The sequence below is a fragment of the Pseudomonas umsongensis genome, from assembly GCF_012647205.1.
In the GTDB taxonomy this organism is placed as follows: domain Bacteria; phylum Pseudomonadota; class Gammaproteobacteria; order Pseudomonadales; family Pseudomonadaceae; genus Aquipseudomonas; species Aquipseudomonas umsongensis.
Window position 1 is genome coordinate 1,764,951 of sequence record NZ_CP051487.1, and the last position, 25,548, is coordinate 1,790,498.

Sequence of the window (25,548 nt, forward strand, 5' to 3'; positions counted from 1 at the left end):
CCGTAGGAGCCAGGCTTGCTGGCGAACCAGGCGCTGCGGTGTAATTGCCAAACCGCGTTATCGTTCTTCGCGGGCAATAACGACCGTTATCATGGTCGTCCCCTCCGTTTCAGGAAATGCGCCGATCATGACCACCAGCAAACCGGAAATCGTCATCACCTATTGCACCCAATGCCAGTGGCTTTTGCGTGCGGCCTGGCTGGCCCAGGAGCTGCTCAGCACTTTTGGCGATGACCTGGGCAAGGTGTCGCTGGTGCCCGGCACGGGCGGGGTCTTTCACATTTTCTGTGACCAGGTTCAGCTCTGGGAGCGCAAGGCTGACGGCGGTTTCCCCGAGGCCAAGGTGCTCAAGCAGCGAGTCCGCGACCAGATCGATCCAGACCGCGACCTGGGGCACAACGATCGCACTCAGTGAGACACCGCCTCCGCAGCAACGGCTTTCTTGCCTGATCCGCTGGAAAGCCTGCTGGACACCACGATCGCGACGATGATCAATGCGCCGCCAAGCAGCATGCGCAGGGTCGGGTTTTCATTGAATAACAGCCAGGCCATGGTGATCCCGTAAACCGGCTCAAGGGCGAAGACCACCGCAGCGGTCCGCGCCTTGATCACTGCCAGGCTGGCGACAAACAGGCTATGGGCAACGCCGGTGCAGAACACCCCGAGCAGGCCGATCCACAGCCAGTCGATGGCTCGCACTTCGCTCAGGTGGGGGGCCGCTGCCGGTAGCAGGCACAATCCGACCACCACGTTCTGGCACAACGCCGCCTGCACCGGCGGGATGCGCGCGGAGCTGGCGCGGTTGGTCAGCGACAACAGGGAAAACAGCAGGCCCGAGGCGATCGACCAGAGCAGGCCGGTGGTGGCGCCACTGCCCAAGTCGAACTCAGGCGTGACCAGCACCAGCCCGACACTGACCAGTGCCACCAGCAGGATTTCATTGGCGCGGATGCGCTCGCGGAAAATCAGCCCTTCAAGGATCACGGTAAAGGCCGGGAAGCTGGCAAAGCCCAGGGTGGCGATGGCCACGCCAGCGATCTTCACCGAAACGAAGAAGCTCACCCAGTGCCCGGCCAGCAGCAAACCGCTGAGCAACAGTCGGCGCACATCCACGGCTTCGAGTTTCTGCCAGCGGGTCTGGCTGGCGAAGCGTGCAAAGAACGCCAGCGCCAGCACCGCGAACGCCGCCCGGCCGAAGACGATGATTGACGCAGAGGCGACGGCAAGTTTGCCGAACACGCCGGTCAAGCCGAACATCAATGCGCCGATATGCAGGGCGCCCAGGGCGGTACGGGGAGTCATGGCAATCCTTGATAAAGGTATCGAATCTGGCCGACTACATCGCCGACACCTGTAGGAGCTGCCGCAGGCTGCGATCTTTTGATCTTGCTTTTTAGAGATCTTGAAAAGATCAAGATCAAAAGATCGCAGCCTGCGGCAGCTCCTACATTGAACGTGCAAACGTCCGCTGTGTCTGTCGCCAGACTCGCGTTATTTGTCGCCAGCCTCGCGCCGCAGCTTACCGGGCGATGCGCCGAACTCGCGCAGCACTGCAGCGGCAAAGGCGCTTTGGGAGCTGTAGCCGACCCGACAGGCAATCTCGCCAATAGGCAGCGCCGAATGGCGCAGCAAGCTCATGGCCTTGTGCAAGCGTCGGCTGCGGATGTATTCCATCGGCGTCTGCCCGCATTCGGCCACGAACCGCGCATGCAAACGCGCGCTGGAAAGACCGGCTACGCGGGCCAAGTCGGCGACTTGCAGCGGGTAGGCGGCGTATTGGTCAATGTGCGCATTCAACGCGGCGTAGGGTAGGCGCCGGCCACCAACCGGGTCCGGCCTGGTGTTGTTGAGGCTGGCCAGTAATAGCACCGCGCCCTGTTGAGCGATCACCGGGTCATCGACCTGACTGTTGGCCAGCCATTCGACCAGTTGGCTCTGTCCCGCATCCAGCGACAAGCGACCGGCGTTGTCGAGCAGGCGCCGACTGGCATCGGCATGATCGCCCAGGGATTGGCCAAGCCATTGATCGCCGGGCACGTCCAGGACCAGGCATCGACTGCCATTGGGGCTGCCGCAGGCATGGTGAAAACCGGAGGGAATCACCACGAAGCTTTGCTGGACCACCTGGCTGCCACGCCCGTCGACCTCGAAATCCAGCGCACCCGACAGCCCGAACACCAATTGCGCGTGCTCGTGGCTGTGGACGATCAGGTCATGGGTGTAATGGCGCAGGGTAAGGATCGGTCTCATCGCGGTTCTCGTTACAAGCTTTCGTTACAGGCTCTCATTGCAGGGTTGATGAGTCAGGGCCCAGTCTACACCGACACGGCTTGCGCGCGCTGTCACAGGACTGACTTGCCATTGTCATGGGTCATTAACCCGACCGGTTCAAGCTTGCCAAAACTTGTCCTGAGGGTCGCCCATGACCAGCGCCGAGCTCGCCAAACCCAGTCGTAAGCAACGTGTGCGCACCTTGTGGATTTCCGACGTGCACCTGGGCACGCGCGATTGTCAGGCCGAGCACCTGTCGCAGTTTCTCAAGGGCTATCACGCAGACAAGATCTACCTGGTCGGCGATATCATCGACGGCTGGAAACTGCGCGGCGGCATGTACTGGCCCCAGGCGCACACCAATGTGATCCGGCGCCTGTTGACCATGAGCAAGCGCGGCACCGAGGTCATCTACGTCACCGGCAACCACGACGAATTCCTGCGCCGTTATTCGAAACTGATCCTGGGCAATATCCAGTTGGTGGACGAAGCGGTGCACGTGACCGCCGATGGCCGGCACCTGCTGGTGATCCACGGCGATCAGTTTGACGTGATCACTCGCTATCACCGCTGGCTGGCGTTTCTTGGCGACTCAGCGTACGAATTCACCCTGACCCTCAACCGCTGGCTCAACCATTGGCGCGCCCGATATGGCTACGGTTACTGGTCGCTGTCGGCGTACCTCAAGCACAAGGTCAAGACCGCGGTCAGCTTCATCAGTGATTTTGAAGAGGCCATTGCCCATGAGTGCGTCAAGCGCGAGCTGCATGGGGTAGTGTGCGGGCATATTCACCATGCCGAGATCCGCAAGGTCGGCGAGGTGGATTACCTCAATTGTGGTGATTGGGTGGAGTCGTGCACCGCGTTGATCGAACATTGGGATGGCACGATCGAATTGTATCGGTTGGCCGATGCGCAGGCGCGGGAGGCGCAGGTGAAGGCGGCGAAGGTGGCGGAACTGGCCTAAGAGAGTTTTGGCGTCTGGACTGGCCTCTTCGCGAGCAGGCTCGCTCCCACAGGTGACCGAATTCCTTCAGTAACGTGCGATCAAACTGTGGGAGATTCTATGGTTGAGGGGAAGCCCTCAACTGGTTTTCGGTTGGTATTCACTCTGCCCCTTCAGCAGGGCGAATACGATACGAGCGAGCTTGCGAGCCAGCATCACCAGGGCTTGAGTGGTGCTGAAACCCCGATTTCTTTGTTCTTGGTAAAACCCTTTCCAGGCTTCGGTTCGACTCGCCGACATAGCCGCATTGTGCAGAAGGCGGCGGGCTTCTGGATCGCCTCGCTTGGTCAAACTCCGGCGACCATCTTTTTGCCCTGATTTTGACACCCGCAAGTCCATTCCAAGAAAGGCGATAAAGGCATCTGCGTTTCGGAAGTCTCCGCGCTGGAACGCCGTGAGCAAGCGCGCGCCAGTCAAAAATCCAACCCCTTCAACTTTCAAGCAACGCTTCAACTGCCCCAGCAAACCGGCTTCTTTCAGCTGATCGTTGATCGTCTTTTCGATCAGCGTCTCAAGCTGCTGCATGGACTTTATTTGCTCGGAAAAAGCAGCCTTCAGCAAGGGCTCATTCGACCAGCTTTGCACTAGGCCGACCCTGGCCTGGACCAAGGCCGCCCGGCGGCGAAAAAGACTCAGGAGTTGGCGATACAGCGGTGTCGGCGGCGTCCATGGGTGAAGTTCTTCATGCTCGTTCTTCAGATAGCGAGCAAGCAGTTTGGCATCCAGTGCATCGGTTTTGGCACGGACCTTCACACCTTCTCGGTAATGTTTGAGCTCATAGCCGCCCACCATGTAAATCACGCAGCCGGCCTCAAAGGCCAGGTCAGCGAACTCCAGGTGGTAGATGTTGGTGGCTTCAACAGCAATAGCCACACTCCCCGGCAAGTCCTTTAACCACTTGTTGATGCTGGTTTTATTGTTGGGAATCTCTTCAAGCAGGTCCAGTTCGGCGTGATAAATCACCAATTCTTTCTTGGCGACATCCACGCCCACGATCGGCTTTGAAACAGAAACCGGCATTGCCATAGGTTTTCCTCCGGGATAAGGTTTTAAGCACTTGAAGGGCTCACCCAGAGGCGCAGGCTTGTTCCTATCGTCGGTCTAGGCCAGATGCATTCTTTATCGGCGCTTGGGTGAAAGGAGGAGGGGCGAACTCTCCCACAGTCCGTACTGCGTCAACAGTCAGAATCGAGCCTTGTCCCTCCTCCTCCCTTCAAGTCCTACCATACAAGCGAGCCTGCTCGCGAAGAGGCCGGCACGGGCACTGCAGATCTGTCAGGCTGGTGAATACTCCTCCATCGCCGCCTTGTAGATCGAATTCTTCGGCTGGGCAAACAAGCGCTCCATCATAGGCTCGAAGAAACTCAGCGGCAGCGTGTCATACGCTGGATCAAACGCCGCCGCATCGTACTTGGCACAGAACTCGATGGTCGCCTGATACTGCGGATGGTCGCAAAATTGCTCGCGCAGGTGCCGATCCATGCCCAGGTGATGGAAGAAGTAGTAGCCCTGGAAAATCCCGTGTTTCTCCACCATCCACAGGTTTTCAGGGCTGACGAAAGGCTTGAGGATCGCGGCGGCGATGTCCGGGTGGTTATAGGAACCCAGGGTGTCGCCGATATCGTGGAGCAGGGCGCAGACCACGTATTCTTCGTCGCGTCCATCGCGCCAGGCACGGGTGGCGGTTTGCAGCGAGTGGGTCAGGCGGTCCACGGGGAAACCGCCGAAGTCACCTTCCAGCAACTTCAAGTGCGCGACGATCCGTATTGGCAACTGACGAGCATAGGCGCTGAAGTCCGCGGCGATGATCGCCCAGTCTTCCTGCGTACCATCCTTCATGTGAGTAAAACGGGCATTGGCATTCATCGGCAATCCTCTGGTGATCTAGAACGGCACACGTCCCAGAATCATGTCGCGATACATGACGAAATCGCCGAGCAGGCTGTAGAAAGGGTGCTGGAAGGTTGCAGGACGATTCTTCTCGAAGAAGAAATGTCCAACCCAGGCGAAGCTGTAACCTGCCAGCGGCAAAACCCACAACAGCATCCAGGCGCCACGACCGATGGTCAGCGCCAGAATGAAAATCACCAACGTCGTGCCGATGAAGTGCAATCGTCGGCAGGTGCTGTTGCTGTGTTCGCTGAGGTAATACGGGTAAAACTCAGCGAAACTGTTGAAACGCTTGATGTTTTCCACGACTGCGATCTCTGTGGTCATTGTTCTGGCCGCAAGTTGTTCGGCGGGTAGCTTATTTGAGTCTAGAGTGATCATTGGCGCCAGCCAGTGACAATAGGCGCCACTTTAGTATCCTTCGGAAAACTTGCCGCGACAGACGGCTCACCAAGACAGTAAACGCCATGAGCGAACGAACGACTTCTGCAAGCTGGGCGATGGGGATTGTCAAAGCACTGGAAATGGACGGCCTGGATTGCCGGGTTCTGTTCAAGCAGCTGGGGCTCGACTACGCGGCACTCGATGATCCGGATGCACGCTTCCCGCAAGATTCCATGACACGACTGTGGCAACGGGCGGTTGAACTGTCCGGTAACCCGGCGATTGGCCTGAACATGGGCAAGGTGGTGCGGCCTGCACAGTTTCATGTGACGGGCTATGCCTTGATGTCCAGCCAGACCCTGGCCGAAGGGTTCAAGCGGCTGGTGCGCTACCAGCGGATCATCGCCGAAAGCGCCGACCTGAGTTTTCGCCTGCTGGATGAGGGCTATGCGCTTATTCTGACGGTGCATGGCGACCATTTGCCGCCTACCCGGCAAAGCGCCGAAGCCTCGCTGGCTTGCGCCCTGGCGCTGTGTGGCTGGCTGACCGGGCGCACGCTGCATCCGCGCAAGGTCCTGGTGCAAGGCGCTGAACCGCTCAATCTCGAACCCTACAAACAAGCCTTCCACGCGCCACTGGTATTCAACGCACCCTACGATGCGCTGATTTTCGAACGGGCGGACATGGAGGCGCCGCTGCCGACGGCCAACGAAGCCATGGCGTTGTTGCATGACCGCTTCGCCGGCGAATACCTGGCGCGATTTTCCGAGAGTCGAGTCACGCACAAGGCGCGGCAGGTTTTGTGCCGATTGCTGCCCCAGGGCGAACCCAAGCGCGATGCGGTCGCGCAGACGTTGCACCTGTCGCAACGCACCCTGCAACGGCGTCTGCAGGAGGAGGGCACGAGTTTCCAGACGTTGCTCGACGACACCCGCCGTGAGCTGGCCGAACAGTATCTGGCGCAACCGACCATGACCCTGCTGGAAATTGCCTACCTGCTGGGGTTCGCTGATCCGAGCAATTTCTTCCGCGCGTTCCGCCGCTGGTTTGACACCACGCCCGGCGAGTACCGGGCGCGATTGACGGGAACGCCGCTGCCGGTCAGTGACGCCAGAACGCCGGAATACACAGCACAAACACCGTAATGATCTCCAGTCGGCCCAGGAGCATGCCGAACGAGAGAATCCATTTGGCGGCGTCCGGCAGCGAGGCGAAGTTGCCGGCCGGACCGATGGTCTCGCCCAGCCCAGGGCCGACGCCGGACACGGTGCTGGCGGCACCGGTCAGGGCGGTCATCCAGTCCACCCCGAGCAGTGACAGCAGTAGCGCGATCACGCAGATGGTGATCGCGAAGAAGAACGAAAAGGTCAGGATCGAACGTACGATCTCTTCATCGAGGCGGTGACCGTTGTACTTCTGCTTGATCACCGCCCGCGGGTGAATCAGTTGGTTAAGGTTGGCCTTGAGCAGGATATAGGCGACCTGGAAGCGGAAAATCTTGATCCCGCCAGCGGTTGAGCCGGAGCAGCCGCCAACAAAACCCAGATAGAAGAACAGCATCAGCGAGAAATTTCCCCACAGGCTGTAGTCCCCCAGCGCGAAGCCGGTGGTGGTGACCACCGACGTCACGTTCAGCGCCACATGCCGCAGCGCTTCGAGCCAATGCAGCTGGGTAGTCCACCAGTACCAGGTGCCGAGCACCAGCCAGGTCACCAGCAGCATCCCGAGCAAGCCCTGGACCTGTTGATCCTTGATCAGCGCCCGGCGGTTACCGCGCAGGGTCGCCACATACAGGGTGAACGGCAGGCTGCCGAGAATCATGATGACGATGGCTACCCAATGCACCGCCGGCTGCGTCCACTTGGCCAGGGATTGGTCCGAGGTGGAAAAACCGCCCGTGGAAATCGCCGACATCGCATGGTTGATCGCGTCGAACGGACTCATTCCGGCCCACCAGAACGCCAGGCTGCCGAAAATGGTGATGCCGACATAGGCTGCGACGATCAGGCGCGCCACCATGTGTGAACGGGGCATGACTTTCTCGGAGCGGTCCGAGGATTCGGTCTGGAACAGCCGCATGCCACCGATGCGCAGCAGCGGCAGGATCGCCACCGCCATGCCGATAAACCCGATGCCGCCGATCCAGTGCAGCAGCGAGCGCCACATCAGGATCCCGGGGGACATGTCGTCCAGGTGGTTGAGCACCGTCGCACCGGTGGCGGTGATCCCGGACATGCTTTCGAAGAACGAATCGGTGTAGCTGATGTGCTGGGTCAGCAGGAAGGGCAGCGCGGCGAAGATACACACCACCAGCCAACTGCTGACAGTTAGCAGGTACATGTCCCGTGGTCGCAGATGAACATGCTCGGGGCGCCCGGGAATGACCAGGGCGAGGCCGGCGACAAAGGTGATCATGCTGGCCCAGAGGAACGACGGCAGGTCGCCGGTGCGATCGAAGATCACCAGCGTACCCATGGGTACGACCATGGCGATGGCCAGGGTTATCAGGAAGATGCCGATGATGAAACCAATGAGACGTAAGGTCGGCAACGCCATGAAATCCGCTCGGCTGAAGTAAGGAAGGCGCCATTCTACCTGCGGGGCGGGGCATGTAAACCGCACTGCCTCAGTAGTTACAGCTAGAATAGCCGCACAATTTTTTCTGGAGGTGGCCGATGCAGGCTCTCGACGTTTTGCTCAACCGTGTTTCCGTCCCGCGCCTGATCGAACCGGCCCCCACCCAGGCGCAACGTGAAGTGCTGTTTGCCGCGGCCATGCGTGCCCCGGACCACGGTCATTTGCAGCCTTGGCGTTTCCTGACTGTCGAAGGTGCGGCGCGCGAGCAAATGGGCGAGTTGCTGGCCGAGGCGGCAAAGTTGCAGGACGCTGAAGTGACCGAAGCGGCCATCGACAAGGCGCGTAACGGACCACTGCGGGCACCCTTGGTGGTGGTCGTGATCGCGCGGGTGCAGGATCACGTCAAGTATCCGAAGTCCGAGCAACGGCTGGCGGCGGGTTGTGCAGCCCACGGGATCTTGCTGGCGGCCTATGCGCAAGGCATTGGTGCGGTCTGGCGTACCGGTGACCTGGCCTATTCGCCGCATGTGGCCAAGGGCTTGGGCCTGGCCGAAGGCGAAGAGGTGATTGCCTTCCTGTACCTTGGCACGCCGCAAAAAGAGCCGCGGGTAGCGGAGAAGGTTGACCTGGCCAAGTTCGTCAGCGCCTGGCCAGCCGCATAAAGATCATTCCCACGCGGAGCGTGGGAATGATTACTTAGGCGACAGCCCCCGGCACCAGTGGCAATTCCAGGCTGGCTATAAACCCGCCCTCAGGGTGATTGGCCAGCACCAGGCTTCCGCCATGCCGTTCCGCCGCACGGCGCGCAATCGCCAGGCCCAGGCCATGCCCGGGCGCCGACTGTCCGGGCGCACGATAGAACGGCTCACCCAGCTGTCTCAAATGTTCCTCGTCCGCCCCCGGCCCATGGTCACGCACGGTCACTACAATCCGTTCTCCTTTCCGCAGCGCCTGCATTTCAATCGGCAGGCCGCCCGCCGGGTTGAAGCGCTGGGCGTTGCGCAGCAGGTTGTCCACGGCTCGCTCAATCATCGTCGGCCAACCCTTGAGGGTCAGTTGCGACTCGGCTTCAAGGTGCACGAGCTGATCGGGTGAACCCAGTTGTGCATCCTTTTGCAACGTATTGAGCAGGGCGTTGAGATCCACCTCTTCGGCACTGGCGTTATCGGCGTCAACCCGTGCCAGCACGAGGATTTCGCTGATCAACGCTTCGAGGCGGTCGCATTCGCGGGTCAGGCGCGGCCAGAGTTTCTCTCGTTCCTGCGGCGTGGCTCGCTCGGCCAGAGCCAGCGCAATGCGCAGGCGAGCGAGGGGCGAACGCAGTTCGTGTGACACATCGCGCAGCAGCTGGCGTTGACTGCCGATCAGGCTTTGCAGGCGCGCGCCCATGCGATTGAAGTCGTTGGCCAACACGCCGAATTCATCGCGGCGGTTGGCCAGTTTGACCAGGCTGTTCTGTTGATAGGTGGTTTGTCCCAGGTCATGCACCGCACCGCGCAAGCGGCTGAGAGGGCGAGTGATGGATAAGGTGACCAACAGGCTGAACAGGGTCAGCACCACTAATGCGATCCCCAGTGCACTCAACGGCCAGAGCAGGCTTTCGCGGTGCCAGGCGTCGAGTTCTGGATGTGGAATCCGGTAGATGAACAGATAGGTGTCACCGCTTTTGTCGCTGGTGTATTCATCCGTCAGGCGACGCCATGGCAAGCGACGGTCATCGTTGTTCTGCCGCGCTTCAAACGCAGCGGCACGTCGCGGGAAGGTGCCGCGTACTACCGGGTCGCCGCTTTCGTTGAGGACCTGGACATCGATGTGATACTGGCGCTTGCGCTTCTGCAGAAGATCCTGCGCCGCGTCTTCGCCTTGGGATTCGTAAGTCTGCGTCCATTGCTCAGCCAGTGTATTGAGACCTGGGTGGCGACTGAGTATCCACGCATCCTGGTTGAGCATGTGCCCGAGCAGAATGGAGAGCCCTGCAACGAGGGCGATGGCCAGCCAGAAGCTGGCCAGGATCCGCCAGAACAATGAGCGCACGGAAATTCCTCAAGCAAACACAAAATCACCTGTAGGAGCGAGCATGCTCGCGAAAAACTCAAGGACAACACGGGCTACCTTATGCCCCGCATTATCGTTGAAGTCCATCGCGAGCAGGCTCGCTCCCACAGTTCAGCTGTTGGGCCTATGGGTTAGCGCATTATTGCGCTTTTTGTGCCTGTTGCGCTTTCCACGCCTTGAACTCGGCCCATTCGGCGCGACGTTCAGCCTGTTTCTTCTGGATCTCGTCGAATTTCTTCTGTTGATCCGGTTTCAGCAACGCACGCACGTCGGCTTCGGCTTTCTTGTGGTTGGCGGCCATTTCATCTTTCATGGCTTTCTGGTCGGCTGGCGAGAGTTTTTCCAGGTACTTGTCGACCACTTGCTTACGCTCGTGCATCTGCTCGCCCATGATCTTGCGGATCTGCTCGCGCTGCTCGCGGCTCAGGTCCAGCTGGCTGTACGGGCCTTTGCCGTGCATGCCATGCATGCCGTGCATCTGCCCGCCGTGGTGCGAACCGTCCATCTCGCCACCCATCGGGCCTGCGCCTTCAGGCATGGCCATGGCAACGGTCGGGAGGGCGGCGGCGAACATCAGAGCGATAAGAGTCTTGCGCATGGTGAATCTCCTTGTCTCATTCCCGGTACGTTCCGGATGAGTACAGATTACGCAGATCAAGGTCAGCAGCGGTCAGCGATACGTAAAGCTTGGGTAAAGACCGATTTCCGACGACCTGACAAAGACAAACCCTGTAGGAGCTGCCGCAGGCTGCGATCTTTTGATTTTGCTTTTTAAGATCAAAAGATCGCAGCCTGCGGCAGCTCCTACAGGGATCGCGTTCTATTCAGAGGCTGTAGTAGTAACCACGGCTACGCAAAGCCACGATGCGCGGGCGGCCATCAGGATGAGGGCCGATCTTCTTGCGCAGATTACTGACGTGCATGTCGAGGCTGCGGTCGTACAGGGTCAGCTTGCGGCCGAGGGCGATTTGCGCCAGTTCCTGCTTATCCAGCGGCTCGCCGGGCTGCTTGAGCAGGGCTTCGAGCAGGCGGCTCTCGGAAACGGTAAGGGTGAATTCCTGTTCATCGATGCTGACCACGCCACGCACCGGGCTGAAACACAGGTCGCCCAGCTCCATCTGGCTGGACACTGCCGCCGGATGGCTGCGACGCAACACGGCGCGCAGGCGGGCTGTCAGTTCCCGCGGGTCGCAGGGTTTGGCCAGGTAGTCGTCGGCGCCGAGTTCCAGGCCGAGGATGCGGTCCAGGGGTTCGCCGCGGGCTGAAAGCATCAGCACCGGCAAGTCGGGGTGATCGCTGCGCAGCTGCTTGAGCAGTTCCAGGCCGCTGCCGTCCGGCAACATCACGTCCAGTACCACGGCCGCCGGGGACGTTTCGGCCAACGCGCGGCGCGCGCTCTGGCCGTCATGACAGGCGCGCACCTGAAACCCTTCCTGGCTCAGCCAGCTGCCCAGGAGCTCGCACAGTTCCTGGTCATCATCAATTAATAACAACTCGCTCATGGATCACTCAATTTAGCCATTGTCGACGTTTTCGCCTCGCACCACTGGCGAAGATACCGCAGAGCAGGGCGAATAGCGCCACCCCGGCGCCAATGACGAACCACTGTTGCTGATCGGTCAACAAGCGCGGGATCGAACTGCCGGCCTGTACTTCCCGAAGTTGCAGCTTGAGTCGCTGATTCTCCTGGCGCAATCGGGCCAGCTGGACGCTTTCGCGCTCGCCATCGGCATTGTTCAATTGTTTGCTCAGTTCTTCTCGTTGCCGCTCGCTTTCCTTCAAGCGTTGCTGCAGTTCGTTGATCTGGCTACCGGCGCTCAAGGACAGCGGCGTGGAGTTCGCGCCCTCGGCGGCTTCTTCACCGTGGGCGGGCGCCACGATCGACAACGTGACCAACATCAGACACAACGGACCCTTGCGCATCGCGACTCCTGATTCCAATACGGATATTGGGGAGTTTGTCGGCAGGCAAACGAGATTAATGAGCGATTGAGAACGCGATGAACCGAGAAGGTTCACCGCGCAGAGGGAGCTTACGGGAGGACTTGCTTGAAAGGTTTGACCAGAACGTTGGCGTAGACGCCTGCGGCGATGTACGGATCGGCGTCGGCCCAGGCCTGTGCGGCGCTCAGGGAGTCGAATTCGGCGACGATCAGGCTGCCGGTGAAACCCGCTGCCCCCGGATCATTGCTGTCGACCGCCGGATGCGGGCCGGCCAATACGATGCGACCTTCGCCCTTGAGCGCTTGCAGGCGCTCGAGGTGTGCAGGCCGTGCGGCCAGGCGGGCTTCCAGGGAGTTGGCGACGTCTGTGGCAATGATTGCGTAAAGCATGTCAGTCCTCGGTTTTCGGCGTTGTGGTATCGGCGTCGTGCAGGTGGCGGGACAGGTAGATGCCCTGGCCGACCAGGAACAGCAAAGTCATGCCCAGGCTGCCGAAGACCTTGAAGTCGACCCAGTAGCTCTGGAAGGTGAACGCGACGAACAGGTTGGCGGCGCCGCAAAACAGGAAGAACGCGATCCAGGCGATGTTCAGGCGCATCCAGACCGGCTCAGGCAGGGTCAGCGCATGGCCCATGATGCGTTTGATCAGCAGTTGGTCACCGATGAAGTGGCTGCCGATGAAAGCCAGGGCGAACAGCCAGTTGACCACCGGGGCTTTCCATTTCAGGAAGGTCTCGCTGTGGAAGGCCAGGGTCAGGCTGCCGAAGACCAGGCAGGCGATGAGGGTCAGCCACTGGCTCTTCTCCAGCTTGCGCTGCTTGATGAACAGCGTGCCGTAGACCACCAGGGAGCTGATGATCAGCATCGCGGTGGCACTGTAGATACCGCCTACAGTGACCTCGTGGCCGGCAATGTCGACGACCCGTGGATCGATTTTGAAGACGATGAAAAACAGCAGGAGCGGGATGAAATCGATGAATTGTTTCACAGTGGCAGCCAGAAGCAGGATGTGGCGGCATAATAACAAACATATGGGCGCGCGATAGCGCCAGCTGATTTGAGGTTACAAAGCCCTGTGAATGTTGATTTGCACTGCCATAGCACGGCCTCCGATGGCGCCCTGGCGCCTGCGGTTCTGGTTGCGCGTGCATTCGAGAAAGGCGTGCGAGTCCTGGCCTTGACCGATCACGACACCCTTGAAGGCCTCGACGAGGCCCGTCACGCTGCGAATGCGCTGGGGATGCAACTGGTCAACGGCGTCGAGTTGTCCTGCACCTGGGGCGGCGCGACCATTCACGTTCTGGGCTACGGCTTCGACGTCGATGCCGCGCCGTTGGTCGAGGCGATTGCCAGGTTGCGCGATGGGCGCTGGCTACGCTCCGAGGAAATCAGCCGCAAACTGGCGCTCAAGGGCATGCCGGGTGCGCTGGACGGCGCAAGGGAAGTCCAGCAGGCCTTGGGAGATAGCGGTAACGCACCGGCCCGCCCGCACTTCGCCGACTGGATGGTGCGCGAAGGTTTCGTCAAGGATCGTGCCGAAGCGTTCCGCAAATGGCTCGGCGCCGGCAAGCTGGGAGACGTCAAGCAGCATTGGCCGACCCTGGACGAAACCGTCGAAACCCTGCGCGCGGCCAAGGCCTGGGTCAGCCTGGCCCATCCCTGGCATTACGAATTCACTCGCAGCAAGCGTCGCCGCCTGATTGCCGACTATATTCAAGCAGGGGGCCACGCAATCGAGGTGGTCAATGGCTATCAGCCTGCCGAACAAGTGGGCAGCCTCGCGATCCTGGCCCGCGAGTTCGGTCTGCTGGTCAGCGCCGGCAGTGATTTTCATGGCCCTGGAGGCTGGTCCGAGATCGGTGAATACCGCCCGCTCCCGGAGGATCTGCCACCACTGTGGTGTCGATTCAAACATGACCCAATTATTGCCGCCGTCTGAACAGGTAGAGAATGTGAGTCAATTTTTCCAGATTCATCCGGAAAACCCGCAAGCGCGCCTGATCAAGCAGGCTGTCGAGATCATCCGCAAGGGCGGGGTGGTGATTTATCCCACGGACTCCTCCTACGCAATCGGTTGCCAGATCGGCGACAAGGTCGCCGTGGAGCGCGTTCGCCGCCTGCGTCAGCTCGATGAAAAGCACAACTTTGCGCTGATCTGCAGCGATCTGTCGCAACTGGGTCTGTTCGCCAAGATCGATACGGGCACTTTCCGCATTCTCAAGGCCCATCTTCCGGGACCCTACACCTTCATCCTCAATGCCACCCGCGAAGTCCCGCGACTGCTGTTGCATCCGAAGAAGCGCACCATCGGCCTGCGGGTGCCGAGCCATCCGATTGCCCTGGCGCTGCTGGAAGAGCTGGGCGAACCGCTGATGAGCGTGACGTTGATCATGCCAGGCGATGATGACCCGATGACCGATCCCTACGAAATGCGCCAGTTGCTCGAGCATCAGGTGGACCTGATCATCGATGGCGGCTTCGGCGGGATCAAGGCGTCCACCGTGATCAACCTCGCCGATGGCGAACCGGAAGTGATCCGTGTCGGTTGCGGTGACCCTGCGCCGTTCATGGTCGAGGCCTAGATGTCCGCAGTGGAACCCGTCGACAGCCAGGCCGGCGCCCAGCAAGAGCTGCCCTTCGCCATGGTCTATGGCCAGGCGGTCATGGAAATGCCGCTGGACCTTTACATCCCGCCGGATGCGCTGGAAGTCTTTCTCGAAGCCTTTGAAGGCCCGCTCGACCTGCTGCTGTACCTGATCCGCAAACAGAACATCAATATCCTCGATATTCCGGTGGCGGAAATCACCCGGCAGTACATGGGATATGTCGAGTTGATGCAGTCGGTGCGCCTGGAACTGGCGGCCGAATACCTGGTGATGGCCGCGATGCTGGCCGAGATCAAGTCGCGGATGCTGCTGCCACGGGCTGAAACCGTCGAAGACGAGGAAGAAGACCCGCGCGCCGAACTGATCCGCCGCTTGCAGGAGTACGAGCGTTTCAAGGCCGCCGCCGAAGGTATCGACGGCCTCAGCCGGGTCGGTCGCGACGTGGTCGTGCCCAAGCTCGATGCCCCGGAGGCGCGGGCGCGCAAACTGTTGCCGGATGTGCGTTTGTCAGAGTTGCTGTTGTCCATGGCCGAGGTGCTGCGCCGGGGCGACATGTTCGAAAGCCATCAGGTCAGCCGCGAGGCGCTGTCCACCCGCGAACGCATGAGCGATGTGCTGGAACGGCTGAAGGGCGGCGGTTTTGTGCCGTTTGTCGAGCTTTTCACCGCCGAGGAAGGGCGCCTGGGGGTTGTCGTGACCTTCATGGCGATCCTCGAACTGGTCAAGGAATCCTTGGTCGAGCTGGTGCAGAATGAGCCGTTCGCCGCGATCCACGTCCGAGCACGAGCCGAATAACGAGTCCAATCATGAACCTGAGTGAACCCCGCGAGCTGGCGCCACTGCTCGAAGCCTTTCTGTTGGCCTCCGGAAAACCGCAATCGTTGGAGCGCCTGTTCGAGCTCTTCGAAGAGGCCGAGCGCCCGGAACCGGCGGTATTCAAGAAAGCGCTGACTATTCTGGGCAAGTCGTGCGATGGCCGCGCGTACGAGTTGAAGGAAGTTGCGTCCGGCTATCGCCTGCAAATCCGTGAGAAGTTTTCGCCGTGGGTCGGGCGTTTGTGGGAAGAGCGGCCGCAGCGTTACTCGCGGGCCATGCTCGAAACCATTGCCTTGATTGCCTATCGCCAGCCGATCACGCGGGGCGAAATCGAGGATGTGCGGGGCGTGGCGGTCAACAGCCAGATCGTCAAGACCCTGATGGAACGTGAGTGGATCCGCATCGTCGGTTACCGCGACGTACCGGGCAAGCCGGCGATGTTCGCCACCACCAAGGCGTTCCTCGATCACTTCAACCTGAAAAACCTCGATGACCTGCCGCCGCTGGCCGAGGTGCGCGAATTGGAGCCTGATCCGGTGCTCGATTTCGACGACGCGCCAGTACCCGCCGGGCTGCAGGAGCTGGCCGATGCCAGCGTCGAAACGGAAGAACCCAAGGAAGAGACCAGTTTTCATACGCTGTTGCTGGAACTGGACAGCATGGAGGAGGGGATCAAGACCGACTTCGATGATTTGTTGCGTGATGGTGATGCGCCGCAGATTGATCCAGAGGCGATCGACATCGAGCCGGAGCCGGTGGATCTGCGGGCTGAAGCTGAGCCCGAGCAGGAAGACGACATCCTCGGCGTCGCCGAGGCCCGTGAAAAACTGCTGGCCGCCGTCGCCGCCCTGGAACAGCCGAAACCCGAGCTTAGCGACGAGGAAGCCGAAGCATTGGCCCTGGCCGAAGCCATCGAAGCCGAACGCCGCGAGCTTGAAGATTGAAAAGATCGCAGCCTGCGGCAGCTCCTACAGGAATCGCATTCCAAATGTAGGAGCTGCCGCAGGCTGCGATCTTTTGATCTTGATGTTAATAGCGTGTCACCGGTCGGCGGAAAAATCAGTAAGTCACGTTCCATCAGCTACTCTCTGATGCGCAAACGCCCGCATGCGCGTATGATTCGCGACCCTTCGGCGATCCCTTCGCCCTAGTACCCAGTTTTCAGAACACACCGGGAGGTGCCCAGATGAGTATCAAAGACCAGAAAGACGACCAGGAAATCGGCCCAGCAGGCGAAAAACTGCAGAAAGTCCTCGCCCGTATCGGCGTCGGCTCGCGCCGTGACGTGGAAGCCTGGATCAGCCACGGCCGGATCAAGGTCAACGGCAAAGACGCCACCCTTGGCCAGCGCGTCGACATGCACGACGCCATCACCATCGATGGCAAGGTGATCAAGCGTGAAGAGGCCGCCGAGGCGGTCCGCCGCGTGATCATGTACAACAAGCCCGATGGCGAAATCTGCACCCGCGTCGACCCGGAAGGCCGTCCGACCGTGTTTGACAAGATGCCGCGTCCGAAAGAAGGTCGCTGGATCAACATCGGTCGCCTGGACATCAACACCACCGGCCTGCTGATGTTCACCACCGACGGTGAGCTGGCCAACCGCCTGATGCACCCTTCCTACGAAATGGACCGTGAATACGCGGTACGTGTGCGTGGCGAAGTCGACGACGAGATGATCGAGCGTCTGAAAGCTGGCGTGGTCCTCGAAGACGGCCCGGCCAAGTTCACCGACATCAAGCAAGCGCCGGGCGGCGAAGGTTTCAACCACTGGTACCACTGCGTGGTGATGGAAGGTCGCAACCGCGAAGTTCGTCGCCTGTGGGAGTCCCAGGGCCTGGTGGTCAGCCGTCTGAAGCGCGTGCGTTTTGGTCCGGTGTTCCTCAATTCGGACCTGCCGATGGGCCGCTGGCGTGAAATGAGCCAGTACGAAGTCGACATCCTGAGTGCCGAAGTTGGCCTGGCGCCGGTGGCGATGCCGCAGATGAACGCCAAGAGCAAAGACAAGCTTGACCGGATGCAGCGTAAATCGTCGCGTCCAATGGCCAAGACCGAGCGCGTACGTACCCTGCGTCCAGCCACTGGTGCCGCCGCACCGGCCTCGCCGCGTGCCAACCGCGAACCGCAGATCGAAGGCGAGCGTCCAGCACGCAAGCCAGCCGCCCGTCAGGACGGCGAACGCGGTCCACGCACACCACGTCCGGCCAATGGCCGTACCGAGCGTGGCGAAGGTCGTGGTACGCCGGTAGCCGATCGTCCAGCCGACACCAAGCGCCCGGCCAAGCCGGCATCGAAGCGTCCAGGCATCAGCCTGGTCGAGGGTGACAAGCCGTCGGGCAAGCGCCGCGGCGCGCCGGCGGGTTCCGGCCAGCGTCCGGGGTTTGGTCGTCGTAAGCCGGAGTAATCGGTAAGCGCTTCATGAAAAACGCCAACCTTCGGGTTGGCGTTTTTTTGCGCCTGGCTTTAGCCCGGTGGTGTTTTTGAGGGCGCCTTCGCGAGCAGGCTCGCTCCCACAAGGGATCACATTTCCATGAAACAACGCAGTCTCCTGTGGGAGCGAGCCTGCTCGCGAAAGCGCCAGTTGCAGCACCGAGGTGTCCGAAGTGGAAAGCCAAAATTACATGCTGTAAAGATTTCATGACGAAATCCACAGGTAAAACCCATGAAATCGCCTTTCTCTTGATCCCGTAAGAAAATGCTTACGCTTCATTCTCTCAGATCCTTCTTCCACCGCTCTATCCCGCTTGTTTCCCGATCCCATGCAAGGTGTCATGCGCGCCATGCCTGTCGTGCAGGTGCATAACAAAAAGGAGGCGCAATGACCGCCGCAATCCGTTTCCAGCTCTCATCGGGGGCCGGTTTTTACGCCGTCCCCGCCCGTGACCTGCAAAGGTCTGACGTCCTTTTTGCCGCCGCCCGATCGCTTCGGGGTGGACACATGCAATCCCGGCTACCGACACGCTGATCCAGCGGGGTCTGGCAGCAGGGGGTTACAGGTGTACAATGCGCCGCGTTTTACCTGTGACCTCCTGCGCATCTGCGCAAACCTCAAGGCTATCCGCCTTGTTCACTCCGCCGCGCCACAAGCGTGTCGGGTTCGATTTCGTCACAGATAAAAACAAACAGGTGACGCATGACCGTTGTAAATACGCTGAACTCCTGGTGCCTGCGCTGGGGTTTGATCGACGCTGCTTAACGTCCTTCTGAGTAGCAACGTCAACTGAATATCATCAAACCTTGCGTGAGACCCTTTTCATGAGTGGACAAAACTCGCATTCAGGCGAGCTGAAACGCGGCCTGAAAAATCGCCACATTCAACTGATTGCCCTCGGTGGCGCGATCGGTACCGGTCTGTTCCTCGGCTCGGCCGGGGTACTGAAATCCGCCGGGCCGTCGATGATCCTCGGCTACGCCATCTGCGGCTTCATCGCCTTCATGATCATGCGCCAGCTGGGCGAAATGATCGTCGAAGATCCGGTGGCCGGCTCCTTCAGCCATTTCGCGCACAAGTACTGGGGCGGCTTTGCCGGCTTCCTGTCGGGCTGGAACTGCTGGATCCTGTACATCCTGGTCGGCATGTCGGAGCTGACGGCGGTCGGCAAATACATCCACTACTGGGCGCCGGACATCCCGACCTGGGCCTCCGCAGCCGCTTTCTTTGTGCTGATCAACGCCATCAACCTGGCTAACGTCAAAGTCTTTGGCGAGGCCGAGTTCTGGTTCGCGATCATCAAGGTCGTGGCGATCGTCGGCATGATTGCCTTGGGTAGCTACCTGTTGGTGAGCGGTAATGGCGGCCCGCAAGCGGCGGTCAGCAACCTGTGGTCCCACGGCGGCTTCTTCCCAAATGGCGTCACCGGCCTGGTGATGGCCATGGCGTTCATCATGTTTTCCTTCGGCGGCCTGGAAATGCTCGGTTTCACCGCAGCCGAAGCCGACAAGCCGAAAACCGTGATCCCCAAAGCGATCAACCAGGTGATCTACCGCATCCTGATTTTCTACATCGGTGCGTTGGTGATCCTGCTGTCGTTGACCCCGTGGGACAGCCTGCTGACCACCCTGAACGCCTCCGGTGATTCCTACAGCGGCAGCCCGTTCGTGCAAGTGTTCTCGATGCTGGGCAGCAACACCGCTGCGCACATCCTCAACTTCGTGGTCCTGACCGCGGCCTTGTCGGTGTACAACAGCGGCACCTACTGCAACAGCCGCATGCTGCTGGGCATGGCCGAGCAGGGCGATGCGCCGAAAGCACTGGCGAAGATCGACAAGCGCGGCGTGCCGGTGCGTTCGATCCTGGCCTCGGCCGCCGTGACCCTGATCGCGGTACTGCTGAACTACCTGATCCCGCACAGCGCGCTTGAGTTGCTGATGTCGCTGGTAGTGGCCACGTTGGTGATCAACTGGGCGATGATCAGCTACTCGCACTTCAAGTTCCGCCAGCACATGAACAAGACCAAACAGACGCCGCTGTTCAAGGCCTTTTGGTATCCGTACGGTAACTACATCTGCCTGGCGTTCGTGTTGTTCATTCTTGGCGTGATGTTGTTGATTCCGGGGATCCAGACGTCGGTGTACGCGATTCCGGTGTGGCTGGTGTTCATGTGGGTCTGCTACGGCATCAAGAACAAGCGCCACGCACAGCGCGCCTTGCAAGCAGCCGTGGAGTAACGCTGCACAGAAACAACAAACCCGGCCATGTGCCGGGTTTGTTTTTTTCAGGATTCACACAAAAACCTGTGGGAGCGAGCCTGCTCGCGAAGGGGCCCTGTCAGTCGACATCACTGTTGCCTGGCACGCCCCCTTCGCGAGCAGGCTCGCTCCCACAAGGTCCGTATTCCTCCCACCTATTCGCGGTATCCTGCACCCTCTGATTACGGACGCTTTTCCATGCTGGTGATTTCCAACAACGTGCATCTGCCGGATGCCGAGATCGAGTTGACGGCCATTCGTGCCCAGGGGGCCGGTGGGCAGAACGTCAACAAGGTTTCCAGCGCCGTGCACCTGCGCTTCGACATTCCGGCCTCGTCCTTGCCCGAGTTCTACAAGGAGCGGCTGCTGGCGCTGCGCGACAGCCGCATCACCAGCGAAGGCGTGCTGATCATCAAGGCCCAGCAATACCGGACCCAGGAGCAGAACCGCGCCGACGCGCTGGAGCGTTTGGTCGAGTTGATCCAGAGCGCCACCAAGGTCGAGAAGAAACGCCGGCCGACCAAGCCGACCCTCGGCTCGAAAACTCGTCGGCTTGAATCCAAGAGCAAGCGCGGCAACATCAAGGCCGGGCGCGGCAAGGTGGATTTCTAGCCAGCGTCTCGCGCTTGTCGATGCCTTGGGGCTTGCCGATACAGGTAGATGCAGAGCATCAGACTGCTTAGCGCGGCAATGGCGGCGAACAGGAAAATCGAGGCAAAACCGAATCCCGCCGCAATCGCACCGGCCAGCGGCCCGGTGATCCCCAGCGACAAGTCGATGAACAGCGAATAGGCGCCGACCGCCGCACCACGACTGGAGGCCGGCACCAGGTTGACCGCTTCGACACCCAGTGCCGGGAACACCAGCGAGAAACCAAAACCGCTCAATGCCGCGCCCGCCAACGCCCAATGCGCGTCCGGTGCCAGCCATAACAGCAACAGGCCGAGGGTTTCCACCGACAGACAGGCAATCGCCACGCGAAAACCGCCAAGGCGATTGATCAGGTTGCCAAACAGCAGGCGTGCACCGATGAAGCTCGCACCGAACAGGCTCAGGCACAACACGGCGTTGTCCCAGTGCTGGGTGGCGTAATACAGGGTGATGAAGGTGGCGATGGTGCCAAAGCCAATCGAGCCCAGGGCGAGGCCGCAACCGTGGGGCAAGACCCGACCGAGCACGTGCATGAACGGCAAGCGTTCACCGACAACGATGGGCGCGGCGGTTTTCGGCCACGCCAGCAGCAGGCCAAGTACTGCCAGCAGCACAATGCTCACGCCCATGCTCCACAAGCCCATCTGCTTGACCAGCAACACGCCCAAGGGCGCGCCCACCGCCAATGCGCCGTAACTGGCGATGCCGTTCCATGAGATGACCTTGGCGGTGTTCGCCGCGCCGACCCGGCCGATGCCCCAGCCAATCGAGCCGGAACCCACCAGGCTTTCGGCGCTGCCGAGCACCAGGCGGCCGATCAGCAAACTGATCAGGCTGAGCATCGGCAGGCTTTGGGTCCAGGCCGATAGCAGCATGAACACGCCGCTCAAGCCACAGCCCGCCAGGCCATACATGACCGCCAGTTTGCTGCCCTTGTTGTCGATGATTTTCCCGGCGTAGGGGCGGCTGAGCAGGGTGGCCAGGTACTGCACGCTGATCACCAGCCCGGCGATTACGGCGCCAAAGCCCAGGTCGCTATGGACATAGCCTGGCAGTACCGCCAAGGGAATGCCGATGTTGAGGTAGCCGATGAAGGTAAACAGGACGATGGAAACGACTTGCAGCGTGACCGCCAGGGGGCGCTGTTGTTCAGGCATGGGTAAAGGTCCACGGGAAAGCAGGTTTAGATAGGCTGCTTATGATAGCGGCGCGAGCGGCCGTGGGTCGTGGAAAAAGTAAAACTATTTTGTCGGGCGGGAGCGATCAGGGCTTGGCAGGTGCTACCAATTGCGTGGTAACCAGGGCGGCCAGGGCATTTTCTTCGCTGCCAAAGCGGGCGAGCAGCGCGGCTTGTTTTTCGGGAGAGAGGCGATTCCAGATCTCGATCATTTTCTCGGCGGTGCCGATCAGGACGCTGGCTTGGGCTTCGGAAAATTCGTCGGTCATGGCGCGGGCTCACTGTTCAGGCGGTGTGGAAAGCGCATGTTAGCGCTTTCCACACAGTCTGTACGGCGGGTGTTTCAGTCTTCGCTGTCGGCCTGACGGCAGTCAGTGGCTTCTTTCGGCTCGGGCTGTTGGGCACCGGCTTGTTGCGTGGTCGTCTGCTCAGGTACGTGCAGGCTTGGGAAGGGGAGATTAGGAATCTCGTGCATGGTCGCGCTCCTCGCTAAGTCTGTTGATAGATCTGGTCGATCCGCGCTTTCAAAAAAGCCTTGGCAGGATACAGGAGTAAAAATGACAAATAGACTTTTATATCTATTTGTTTCGACGAATGGGATTGTCTAGACAGGTAGTGAAGAACGTGGCAGTCGATCGTTCCCACGCTCTGCGTGGGAATGCCTCCACGGACGCTCTGCGTTCGGCTTTGGATGGGACGCGGAGCGTCCCGGGCTGCATTCCCACGCGGAGCGTGGGAACGATCAGTGAAGGAGCGTCCCGGGCTGCATTCCCACGCGGAGTGTGGGAATGATCAGTGAAGGAGAGTTATTTGCAGACTTTCGCGATGGCTTCGGCCAACAGGTCAAGGCGCGACGCATCGATCCCCGCCACGTTCGCCCTGCCCGAGCTGACCATGTACACGCTGTGGTTATCCCGCAGGTCTTTCACTTGTTCAGGTGACAACCCGGTGTAGGAAAACATCCCGCGCTGCACGCCAATGTGCGCGAAGCGCTCACGCAAACCGTAGGCCTCCAGCGCTTCGAGCAAACCGCTGCGCAGTTGTGCAATGCGCAAGCGCATGGTTTCCACTTCGTCGGCCCAAAGGTTTTTCAGCTCCGGGTCGCCGAGGATGGTCGCCACCACGGCAGCGCCGTGATCGGGCGGCGTCGACCACAGGTTGCGGGCGATGTTGGCCAGTTGGCTGCGGATGTCGGTCAGCTTGTCCGCAGATTTCGCGCAAACAATCAGTGCGCCGGTGCGGTCGCGGTACAGCCCGAAGTTCTTTGAGCAGGAGCTGGTGATCAGGACTTCCGGCAATTCGGCGGCAAACAGTCGAGTCGACCACGCGTCCTGTTCCAGGCCGTCGCCAAAGCCCTGGTAGGCGAAGTCGATCAGCGGCAGCAACTCGCGCCGACGCACCACCTCCAGCACCCGACGCCAGTCATCATGGGACAGATCGAAGCCGGTCGGGTTGTGGCAGCAGGCGTGCAGCAGTACCACGTCGCCCTTAGGGGCTTCATTGAGCACGGCAAGCATGGCATCGACGTCGAGACGGTTGTCGCTGCCCACGTACGGGTAATGACTGACCTTGACCTTGGCCGCGGCGAAAATGGTTTCGTGGATCGGCCAGGTCGGATTGCTCAGCCAGACCCCACGGCCCGGCAGGCACTGGGCGATGAAGTCCGCGCTCAAGCGCAACGCCCCGGTGCCGCCCGGAGTCTGGGTGGCGCCGGCGCGCTGTTCGGCGATCAACTTCGAGTCGGCGCCGAGCACCAACTCGTTGATGACTTTGCCAAAAGCCGGGTCGCCATGACCGCCGATGTAGGTCTTGGTGGTCTGGCGATCCACCAGTCGCGCCTCAGCGAGTTTCACGGCCTGGGGAATCGAGGTCAGGCCCTGGGCGTCTTTATAGACACCCACGCCAAGGTCGAATTTGCGCGGGTTTGGGTCCTGCGCATAGGCCTCCATCAGGCCGAGGATCGGGTCGCCGGGCACCCGGCCGATGGCGTCGAAATGCATTATTTGCGGCCCTCGGCGTCCTTGGCCACTTCGTCTGTGCGCGCCGCCATGATGAAGTCGTTGCGGTGCAGGCCCTTGATCGAGTGGCTCCACCAGGTCACGGTGACTTTGCCCCACTCGGTCAGCAGGCCAGGGTGATGGCCTTCGGCCTCGGAGATTTCACCGACGGCGTTGGTGAACGCCAGGGCGTGCTTGAAGTTCTTGAACAGGAAAACCTTTTCCAGCTGCATGATGCCGTCGCGAACTTCGATGTTCCAGTCGGGGATCTGCTTGATCAGGATCGGCAGTTCTTCGTCGCTGACTTGTGGGGCGTCGGCGCGGCAGGCTTCGCAGTGGGCTTGGGTTAATGCGGTCATGATGGGTTCCTGAAATCGTATTATTGGAATTCGGCCGTCAATGTCACCACGCTAAAGCAAAGCGTCGGTTCCGGACAGGCTCACTTGATGCTAAAAGCTGCGGATCACGCGGCTTTTGGTTTTGGCGGAAATTTTGGCGCGTGCAGACCCATCTGCATCGCTTGCTTGACCATGCCCATGATGTCTTCGTGGGCCAGGTCGAACAGGCGCTTGAGGTTCGGCAGCACAAAATACAGCGGTTGCAGAATGTCGATCCGGTAAGGCGTGCGCATGCACTCCAGCGGATCGAATGCCTGGCGCTCAGGCTCATCCGACAGGCAATACACGGTTTCCTTGGGCGAAGAAAGGATGCCGCCACCGTAGATGCGCTGGCCTTGCGGGGTGTCGAGCAGACCGAATTCGATCGTCATCCAGTACAGGCGCGCCAGGTACACGCGCTCTTCCTTGGAAGCCTGCAGCCCAAGTTTGCCGTAGGTGTGGGTGAATTCAGCGAACCAGGGGTTGGTCAGCAAAGGGCAGTGGCCGAAAATCTCGTGGAAAATGTCCGGCTCTTGCAGGTAATCCAGCTCTTCGCGGGTTCGAATGAAGGTAGCCACTGGAAACTGCTTGCTGGCGAGCAACTCAAAAAAGGTCTGGAAGGGAATCAGCGCCGGAACGCGGGCGACTTGCCAGCCGGTGGTTTCACCGAGGACCTTGTTGATCTCGCCCAGTTGCGGAATGCGGTCGTGGGGCAGGCCGAGTTTTTCGATACCGTCCAGGTATTCCTGGCACGCACGCCCTTCGATCACTTTCAGTTGGCGAGTGATCAGCGTGTTCCACACCGCGTGTTCTTCAGCGGTGTAGTCGATAAAACCTTGCGCATCGGGCTCACGAGCCACGTATTGCGTCTGCTTCATGCTGCTCTCCTGCTAGGGGATTCGTTCTTGTTATGTACTGCTTTGGACCTAGGAATACCCCAACAATTGCATCGATGCAGCCGGTGGAACGCGTCCTGTGCGGGAAATTCACGGTCAATTCGTAAAGTTTTCGTTACGTATTGGGCGTCATCGCGTAGATGTTGAGATTGGCGGGTAGGAAAAGCCCTTCACCTGTCACATAATCTTGACGACAAAGTGAGCGTTCCTGCA

29 protein-coding genes are annotated in these 25,548 nt (G+C 60.2%); 11 read left to right on the top strand and 18 right to left on the bottom strand.

Going from position 1 to position 25,548, the window contains the following annotated elements; all coding sequences use genetic code 11:
- Window positions 1–127 precede the first annotated feature (127 nt).
- Window positions 128–415 (top strand): Rdx family protein, encoded by a 288-nt coding sequence (locus HGP31_RS07980; protein WP_110752661.1) that lies wholly within the window; start codon window positions 128–130, stop codon window positions 413–415.
- On the opposite strand, the gene HGP31_RS07985 is transcribed toward HGP31_RS07980, so the two are convergent.
- Window positions 409–1,302, bottom strand: a complete 894-nt coding sequence (locus tag HGP31_RS07985; protein WP_168757434.1) for a DMT family transporter — start codon at window positions 1,300–1,302, stop codon at window positions 409–411. The genes HGP31_RS07980 and HGP31_RS07985 overlap by 7 nt on opposite strands.
- A 189-nt stretch (window positions 1,303–1,491) precedes the next feature.
- Window positions 1,492–2,250 (bottom strand): helix-turn-helix transcriptional regulator, encoded by a 759-nt coding sequence (locus tag HGP31_RS07990; protein WP_020795382.1) that lies wholly within the window; start codon window positions 2,248–2,250, stop codon window positions 1,492–1,494.
- Between the two features lie 172 nt (window positions 2,251–2,422).
- On the opposite strand from HGP31_RS07990, the gene HGP31_RS07995 reads away from it, so the two are divergent.
- The gene (locus HGP31_RS07995) at window positions 2,423–3,238 is read left to right on the top strand and encodes a UDP-2,3-diacylglucosamine diphosphatase (RefSeq protein ID WP_020795381.1); all 816 of its coding nucleotides are present in this window, start codon (window positions 2,423–2,425) and stop codon (window positions 3,236–3,238) included.
- A 117-nt stretch (window positions 3,239–3,355) separates the two neighbouring features.
- Here the strand turns inward: HGP31_RS07995 and HGP31_RS08000 are convergent, their stop codons facing one another.
- From HGP31_RS08000 to HGP31_RS08010, 3 genes are all read right to left on the bottom strand, one after another.
- Window positions 3,356–4,303 (bottom strand): IS110 family RNA-guided transposase, encoded by a 948-nt coding sequence (locus HGP31_RS08000; RefSeq protein WP_168757435.1) that lies wholly within the window; start codon window positions 4,301–4,303, stop codon window positions 3,356–3,358.
- Between the two features lie 249 nt (window positions 4,304–4,552).
- Entirely contained in the window at window positions 4,553–5,143 is a 591-nt protein-coding gene (locus tag HGP31_RS08005; RefSeq protein WP_020795380.1) for an HD domain-containing protein, read from the bottom strand.
- An 18-nt stretch (window positions 5,144–5,161) separates the two neighbouring features.
- Window positions 5,162–5,473 (bottom strand): Mpo1-like protein, encoded by a 312-nt coding sequence (locus tag HGP31_RS08010; protein ID WP_033043007.1) that lies wholly within the window; start codon window positions 5,471–5,473, stop codon window positions 5,162–5,164.
- Between the two features lie 161 nt (window positions 5,474–5,634).
- On the opposite strand from HGP31_RS08010, the gene HGP31_RS08015 reads away from it, so the two are divergent.
- On the top strand, window positions 5,635–6,696 hold the full coding sequence (locus HGP31_RS08015; protein ID WP_020795378.1) for an AraC family transcriptional regulator: 1,062 nt from the start codon (window positions 5,635–5,637) through the stop codon (window positions 6,694–6,696).
- Here HGP31_RS08015 and HGP31_RS08020 read toward each other — a convergent pair.
- The gene (locus tag HGP31_RS08020; protein ID WP_020795377.1) at window positions 6,653–8,107 is read right to left on the bottom strand and encodes a TrkH family potassium uptake protein; all 1,455 of its coding nucleotides are present in this window, start codon (window positions 8,105–8,107) and stop codon (window positions 6,653–6,655) included. The genes HGP31_RS08015 and HGP31_RS08020 overlap by 44 nt on opposite strands.
- Window positions 8,108–8,226: 119 nt before the next feature.
- Between HGP31_RS08020 and HGP31_RS08025 the strand changes: the two genes are divergently transcribed.
- Window positions 8,227–8,790, top strand: coding sequence for an NAD(P)H nitroreductase (locus HGP31_RS08025; protein WP_020795376.1), 564 nt, complete (start codon window positions 8,227–8,229; stop codon window positions 8,788–8,790).
- 34 nt (window positions 8,791–8,824) lie between these two features.
- Here HGP31_RS08025 and HGP31_RS08030 read toward each other — a convergent pair whose 3' ends face one another.
- The 6 genes from HGP31_RS08030 to HGP31_RS08055 form a co-directional block, all read right to left on the bottom strand.
- Complete coding sequence (locus tag HGP31_RS08030) at window positions 8,825–10,162, bottom strand: sensor histidine kinase (RefSeq protein ID WP_020795375.1); 1,338 nt, start codon at window positions 10,160–10,162, stop codon at window positions 8,825–8,827.
- Window positions 10,163–10,322: 160 nt separating this feature from the next.
- Window positions 10,323–10,781: a pilus assembly protein gene (locus HGP31_RS08035; protein ID WP_020795374.1), complete on the bottom strand. Its 459-nt coding sequence runs from the start codon at window positions 10,779–10,781 to the stop codon at window positions 10,323–10,325.
- Window positions 10,782–11,007: 226 nt separating this feature from the next.
- Window positions 11,008–11,685 carry a response regulator transcription factor gene (locus HGP31_RS08040; protein WP_008055526.1) on the bottom strand — a complete coding sequence of 226 codons (678 nt, stop codon included), beginning with the start codon at window positions 11,683–11,685 and terminating at the stop codon, window positions 11,008–11,010.
- Window positions 11,686–11,692: 7 nt separating this feature from the next.
- Window positions 11,693–12,106, bottom strand: coding sequence for an SH3 domain-containing protein (locus tag HGP31_RS08045; protein WP_020795373.1), 414 nt, complete (start codon window positions 12,104–12,106; stop codon window positions 11,693–11,695).
- A gap of 110 nt (window positions 12,107–12,216) precedes the next feature.
- Window positions 12,217–12,516 (bottom strand): YciI family protein, encoded by a 300-nt coding sequence (locus tag HGP31_RS08050; RefSeq protein WP_008021382.1) that lies wholly within the window; start codon window positions 12,514–12,516, stop codon window positions 12,217–12,219.
- 1 nt (window position 12,517) lies between these two features.
- Complete coding sequence (locus HGP31_RS08055) at window positions 12,518–13,114, bottom strand: septation protein A (RefSeq protein WP_020795372.1); 597 nt, start codon at window positions 13,112–13,114, stop codon at window positions 12,518–12,520.
- A gap of 87 nt (window positions 13,115–13,201) precedes the next feature.
- Between HGP31_RS08055 and HGP31_RS08060 the strand changes: the two genes are divergently transcribed.
- From HGP31_RS08060 to arfB, 7 genes are all read left to right on the top strand, one after another.
- Window positions 13,202–14,065: a PHP domain-containing protein gene (locus HGP31_RS08060; RefSeq protein ID WP_020795371.1), complete on the top strand. Its 864-nt coding sequence runs from the start codon at window positions 13,202–13,204 to the stop codon at window positions 14,063–14,065.
- Window positions 14,066–14,078: 13 nt separating this feature from the next.
- Window positions 14,079–14,708, top strand: a complete 630-nt coding sequence (locus tag HGP31_RS08065; RefSeq protein WP_033041944.1) for an L-threonylcarbamoyladenylate synthase — start codon at window positions 14,079–14,081, stop codon at window positions 14,706–14,708.
- A gap of 120 nt (window positions 14,709–14,828) precedes the next feature.
- Window positions 14,829–15,527 carry a segregation and condensation protein A gene (locus HGP31_RS08070; RefSeq protein WP_172901685.1) on the top strand — a complete coding sequence of 233 codons (699 nt, stop codon included), beginning with the start codon at window positions 14,829–14,831 and terminating at the stop codon, window positions 15,525–15,527.
- An 11-nt stretch (window positions 15,528–15,538) separates the two neighbouring features.
- Entirely contained in the window at window positions 15,539–16,492 is a 954-nt protein-coding gene (scpB, locus tag HGP31_RS08075) for an SMC-Scp complex subunit ScpB (RefSeq protein ID WP_168757436.1), read from the top strand.
- 242 nt (window positions 16,493–16,734) lie between these two features.
- Window positions 16,735–17,952 carry a 23S rRNA pseudouridine(2605) synthase RluB gene (gene rluB, locus HGP31_RS08080; protein ID WP_151140957.1) on the top strand — a complete coding sequence of 406 codons (1,218 nt, stop codon included), beginning with the start codon at window positions 16,735–16,737 and terminating at the stop codon, window positions 17,950–17,952.
- A gap of 851 nt (window positions 17,953–18,803) precedes the next feature.
- Window positions 18,804–20,216: an amino acid permease gene (locus tag HGP31_RS08085; RefSeq protein ID WP_020796927.1), complete on the top strand. Its 1,413-nt coding sequence runs from the start codon at window positions 18,804–18,806 to the stop codon at window positions 20,214–20,216.
- A 219-nt stretch (window positions 20,217–20,435) separates the two neighbouring features.
- The gene (gene arfB, locus HGP31_RS08090; protein ID WP_008055510.1) at window positions 20,436–20,849 is read left to right on the top strand and encodes an alternative ribosome rescue aminoacyl-tRNA hydrolase ArfB; all 414 of its coding nucleotides are present in this window, start codon (window positions 20,436–20,438) and stop codon (window positions 20,847–20,849) included.
- On the opposite strand, the gene HGP31_RS08095 is transcribed toward arfB, so the two are convergent.
- From HGP31_RS08095 to phhA, 6 genes are all read right to left on the bottom strand, one after another.
- On the bottom strand, window positions 20,846–22,045 hold the full coding sequence (locus tag HGP31_RS08095; RefSeq protein ID WP_020796928.1) for an MFS transporter: 1,200 nt from the start codon (window positions 22,043–22,045) through the stop codon (window positions 20,846–20,848). The two genes, arfB and HGP31_RS08095, sit on opposite strands and share 4 nt — an antisense overlap.
- 106 nt (window positions 22,046–22,151) lie before the next feature.
- Window positions 22,152–22,334, bottom strand: coding sequence for a hypothetical protein (locus HGP31_RS08100; protein ID WP_020796929.1), 183 nt, complete (start codon window positions 22,332–22,334; stop codon window positions 22,152–22,154).
- A gap of 74 nt (window positions 22,335–22,408) precedes the next feature.
- Entirely contained in the window at window positions 22,409–22,540 is a 132-nt protein-coding gene (locus tag HGP31_RS30700) for a hypothetical protein (RefSeq protein ID WP_020796930.1), read from the bottom strand.
- A 331-nt stretch (window positions 22,541–22,871) separates the two neighbouring features.
- Window positions 22,872–24,065 carry an amino acid aminotransferase gene (locus HGP31_RS08105; RefSeq protein ID WP_033043361.1) on the bottom strand — a complete coding sequence of 398 codons (1,194 nt, stop codon included), beginning with the start codon at window positions 24,063–24,065 and terminating at the stop codon, window positions 22,872–22,874.
- Window positions 24,065–24,421 carry a 4a-hydroxytetrahydrobiopterin dehydratase gene (locus HGP31_RS08110; RefSeq protein WP_008055502.1) on the bottom strand — a complete coding sequence of 119 codons (357 nt, stop codon included), beginning with the start codon at window positions 24,419–24,421 and terminating at the stop codon, window positions 24,065–24,067. The genes HGP31_RS08105 and HGP31_RS08110 overlap by 1 nt, the downstream gene beginning before the upstream one ends.
- A gap of 104 nt (window positions 24,422–24,525) precedes the next feature.
- Window positions 24,526–25,317 (bottom strand): phenylalanine 4-monooxygenase, encoded by a 792-nt coding sequence (gene phhA, locus HGP31_RS08115; RefSeq protein WP_020796932.1) that lies wholly within the window; start codon window positions 25,315–25,317, stop codon window positions 24,526–24,528.
- Window positions 25,318–25,548 lie beyond the last annotated feature (231 nt).

Coding starts and splice junctions, on each gene's coding strand:
- HGP31_RS08035 (WP_020795374.1), bottom strand. CDS start 10,781: ATGCGCAAGACTCTTATCGCTCTGATGTTCGCCGCCGCCCTCCCGACC.
- HGP31_RS08100 (WP_020796929.1), bottom strand. CDS start 22,334: ATGACCGACGAATTTTCCGAAGCCCAAGCCAGCGTCCTGATCGGCACC.
- phhA (WP_020796932.1), bottom strand. CDS start 25,317: ATGAAGCAGACGCAATACGTGGCTCGTGAGCCCGATGCGCAAGGTTTT.
- HGP31_RS07980 (WP_110752661.1), top strand. CDS start 128: ATGACCACCAGCAAACCGGAAATCGTCATCACCTATTGCACCCAATGC.
- HGP31_RS08005 (WP_020795380.1), bottom strand. CDS start 5,143: ATGAATGCCAATGCCCGTTTTACTCACATGAAGGATGGTACGCAGGAA.
- scpB (WP_168757436.1), top strand. CDS start 15,539: ATGAACCTGAGTGAACCCCGCGAGCTGGCGCCACTGCTCGAAGCCTTT.
- HGP31_RS08025 (WP_020795376.1), top strand. CDS start 8,227: ATGCAGGCTCTCGACGTTTTGCTCAACCGTGTTTCCGTCCCGCGCCTG.
- HGP31_RS08085 (WP_020796927.1), top strand. CDS start 18,804: ATGAGTGGACAAAACTCGCATTCAGGCGAGCTGAAACGCGGCCTGAAA.
- HGP31_RS07985 (WP_168757434.1), bottom strand. CDS start 1,302: ATGACTCCCCGTACCGCCCTGGGCGCCCTGCATATCGGCGCATTGATG.
- HGP31_RS08015 (WP_020795378.1), top strand. CDS start 5,635: ATGAGCGAACGAACGACTTCTGCAAGCTGGGCGATGGGGATTGTCAAA.
- HGP31_RS30700 (WP_020796930.1), bottom strand. CDS start 22,540: ATGCACGAGATTCCTAATCTCCCCTTCCCAAGCCTGCACGTACCTGAG.
- HGP31_RS08045 (WP_020795373.1), bottom strand. CDS start 12,106: ATGCGCAAGGGTCCGTTGTGTCTGATGTTGGTCACGTTGTCGATCGTG.
- HGP31_RS08105 (WP_033043361.1), bottom strand. CDS start 24,065: ATGCATTTCGACGCCATCGGCCGGGTGCCCGGCGACCCGATCCTCGGC.
- HGP31_RS08040 (WP_008055526.1), bottom strand. CDS start 11,685: ATGAGCGAGTTGTTATTAATTGATGATGACCAGGAACTGTGCGAGCTC.
- HGP31_RS08110 (WP_008055502.1), bottom strand. CDS start 24,421: ATGACCGCATTAACCCAAGCCCACTGCGAAGCCTGCCGCGCCGACGCC.
- HGP31_RS07990 (WP_020795382.1), bottom strand. CDS start 2,250: ATGAGACCGATCCTTACCCTGCGCCATTACACCCATGACCTGATCGTC.
- HGP31_RS08000 (WP_168757435.1), bottom strand. CDS start 4,303: ATGGCAATGCCGGTTTCTGTTTCAAAGCCGATCGTGGGCGTGGATGTC.
- rluB (WP_151140957.1), top strand. CDS start 16,735: ATGAGTATCAAAGACCAGAAAGACGACCAGGAAATCGGCCCAGCAGGC.
- HGP31_RS08020 (WP_020795377.1), bottom strand. CDS start 8,107: ATGGCGTTGCCGACCTTACGTCTCATTGGTTTCATCATCGGCATCTTC.
- HGP31_RS08050 (WP_008021382.1), bottom strand. CDS start 12,516: ATGCTTTACGCAATCATTGCCACAGACGTCGCCAACTCCCTGGAAGCC.
- arfB (WP_008055510.1), top strand. CDS start 20,436: ATGCTGGTGATTTCCAACAACGTGCATCTGCCGGATGCCGAGATCGAG.
- HGP31_RS07995 (WP_020795381.1), top strand. CDS start 2,423: ATGACCAGCGCCGAGCTCGCCAAACCCAGTCGTAAGCAACGTGTGCGC.
- HGP31_RS08095 (WP_020796928.1), bottom strand. CDS start 22,045: ATGCCTGAACAACAGCGCCCCCTGGCGGTCACGCTGCAAGTCGTTTCC.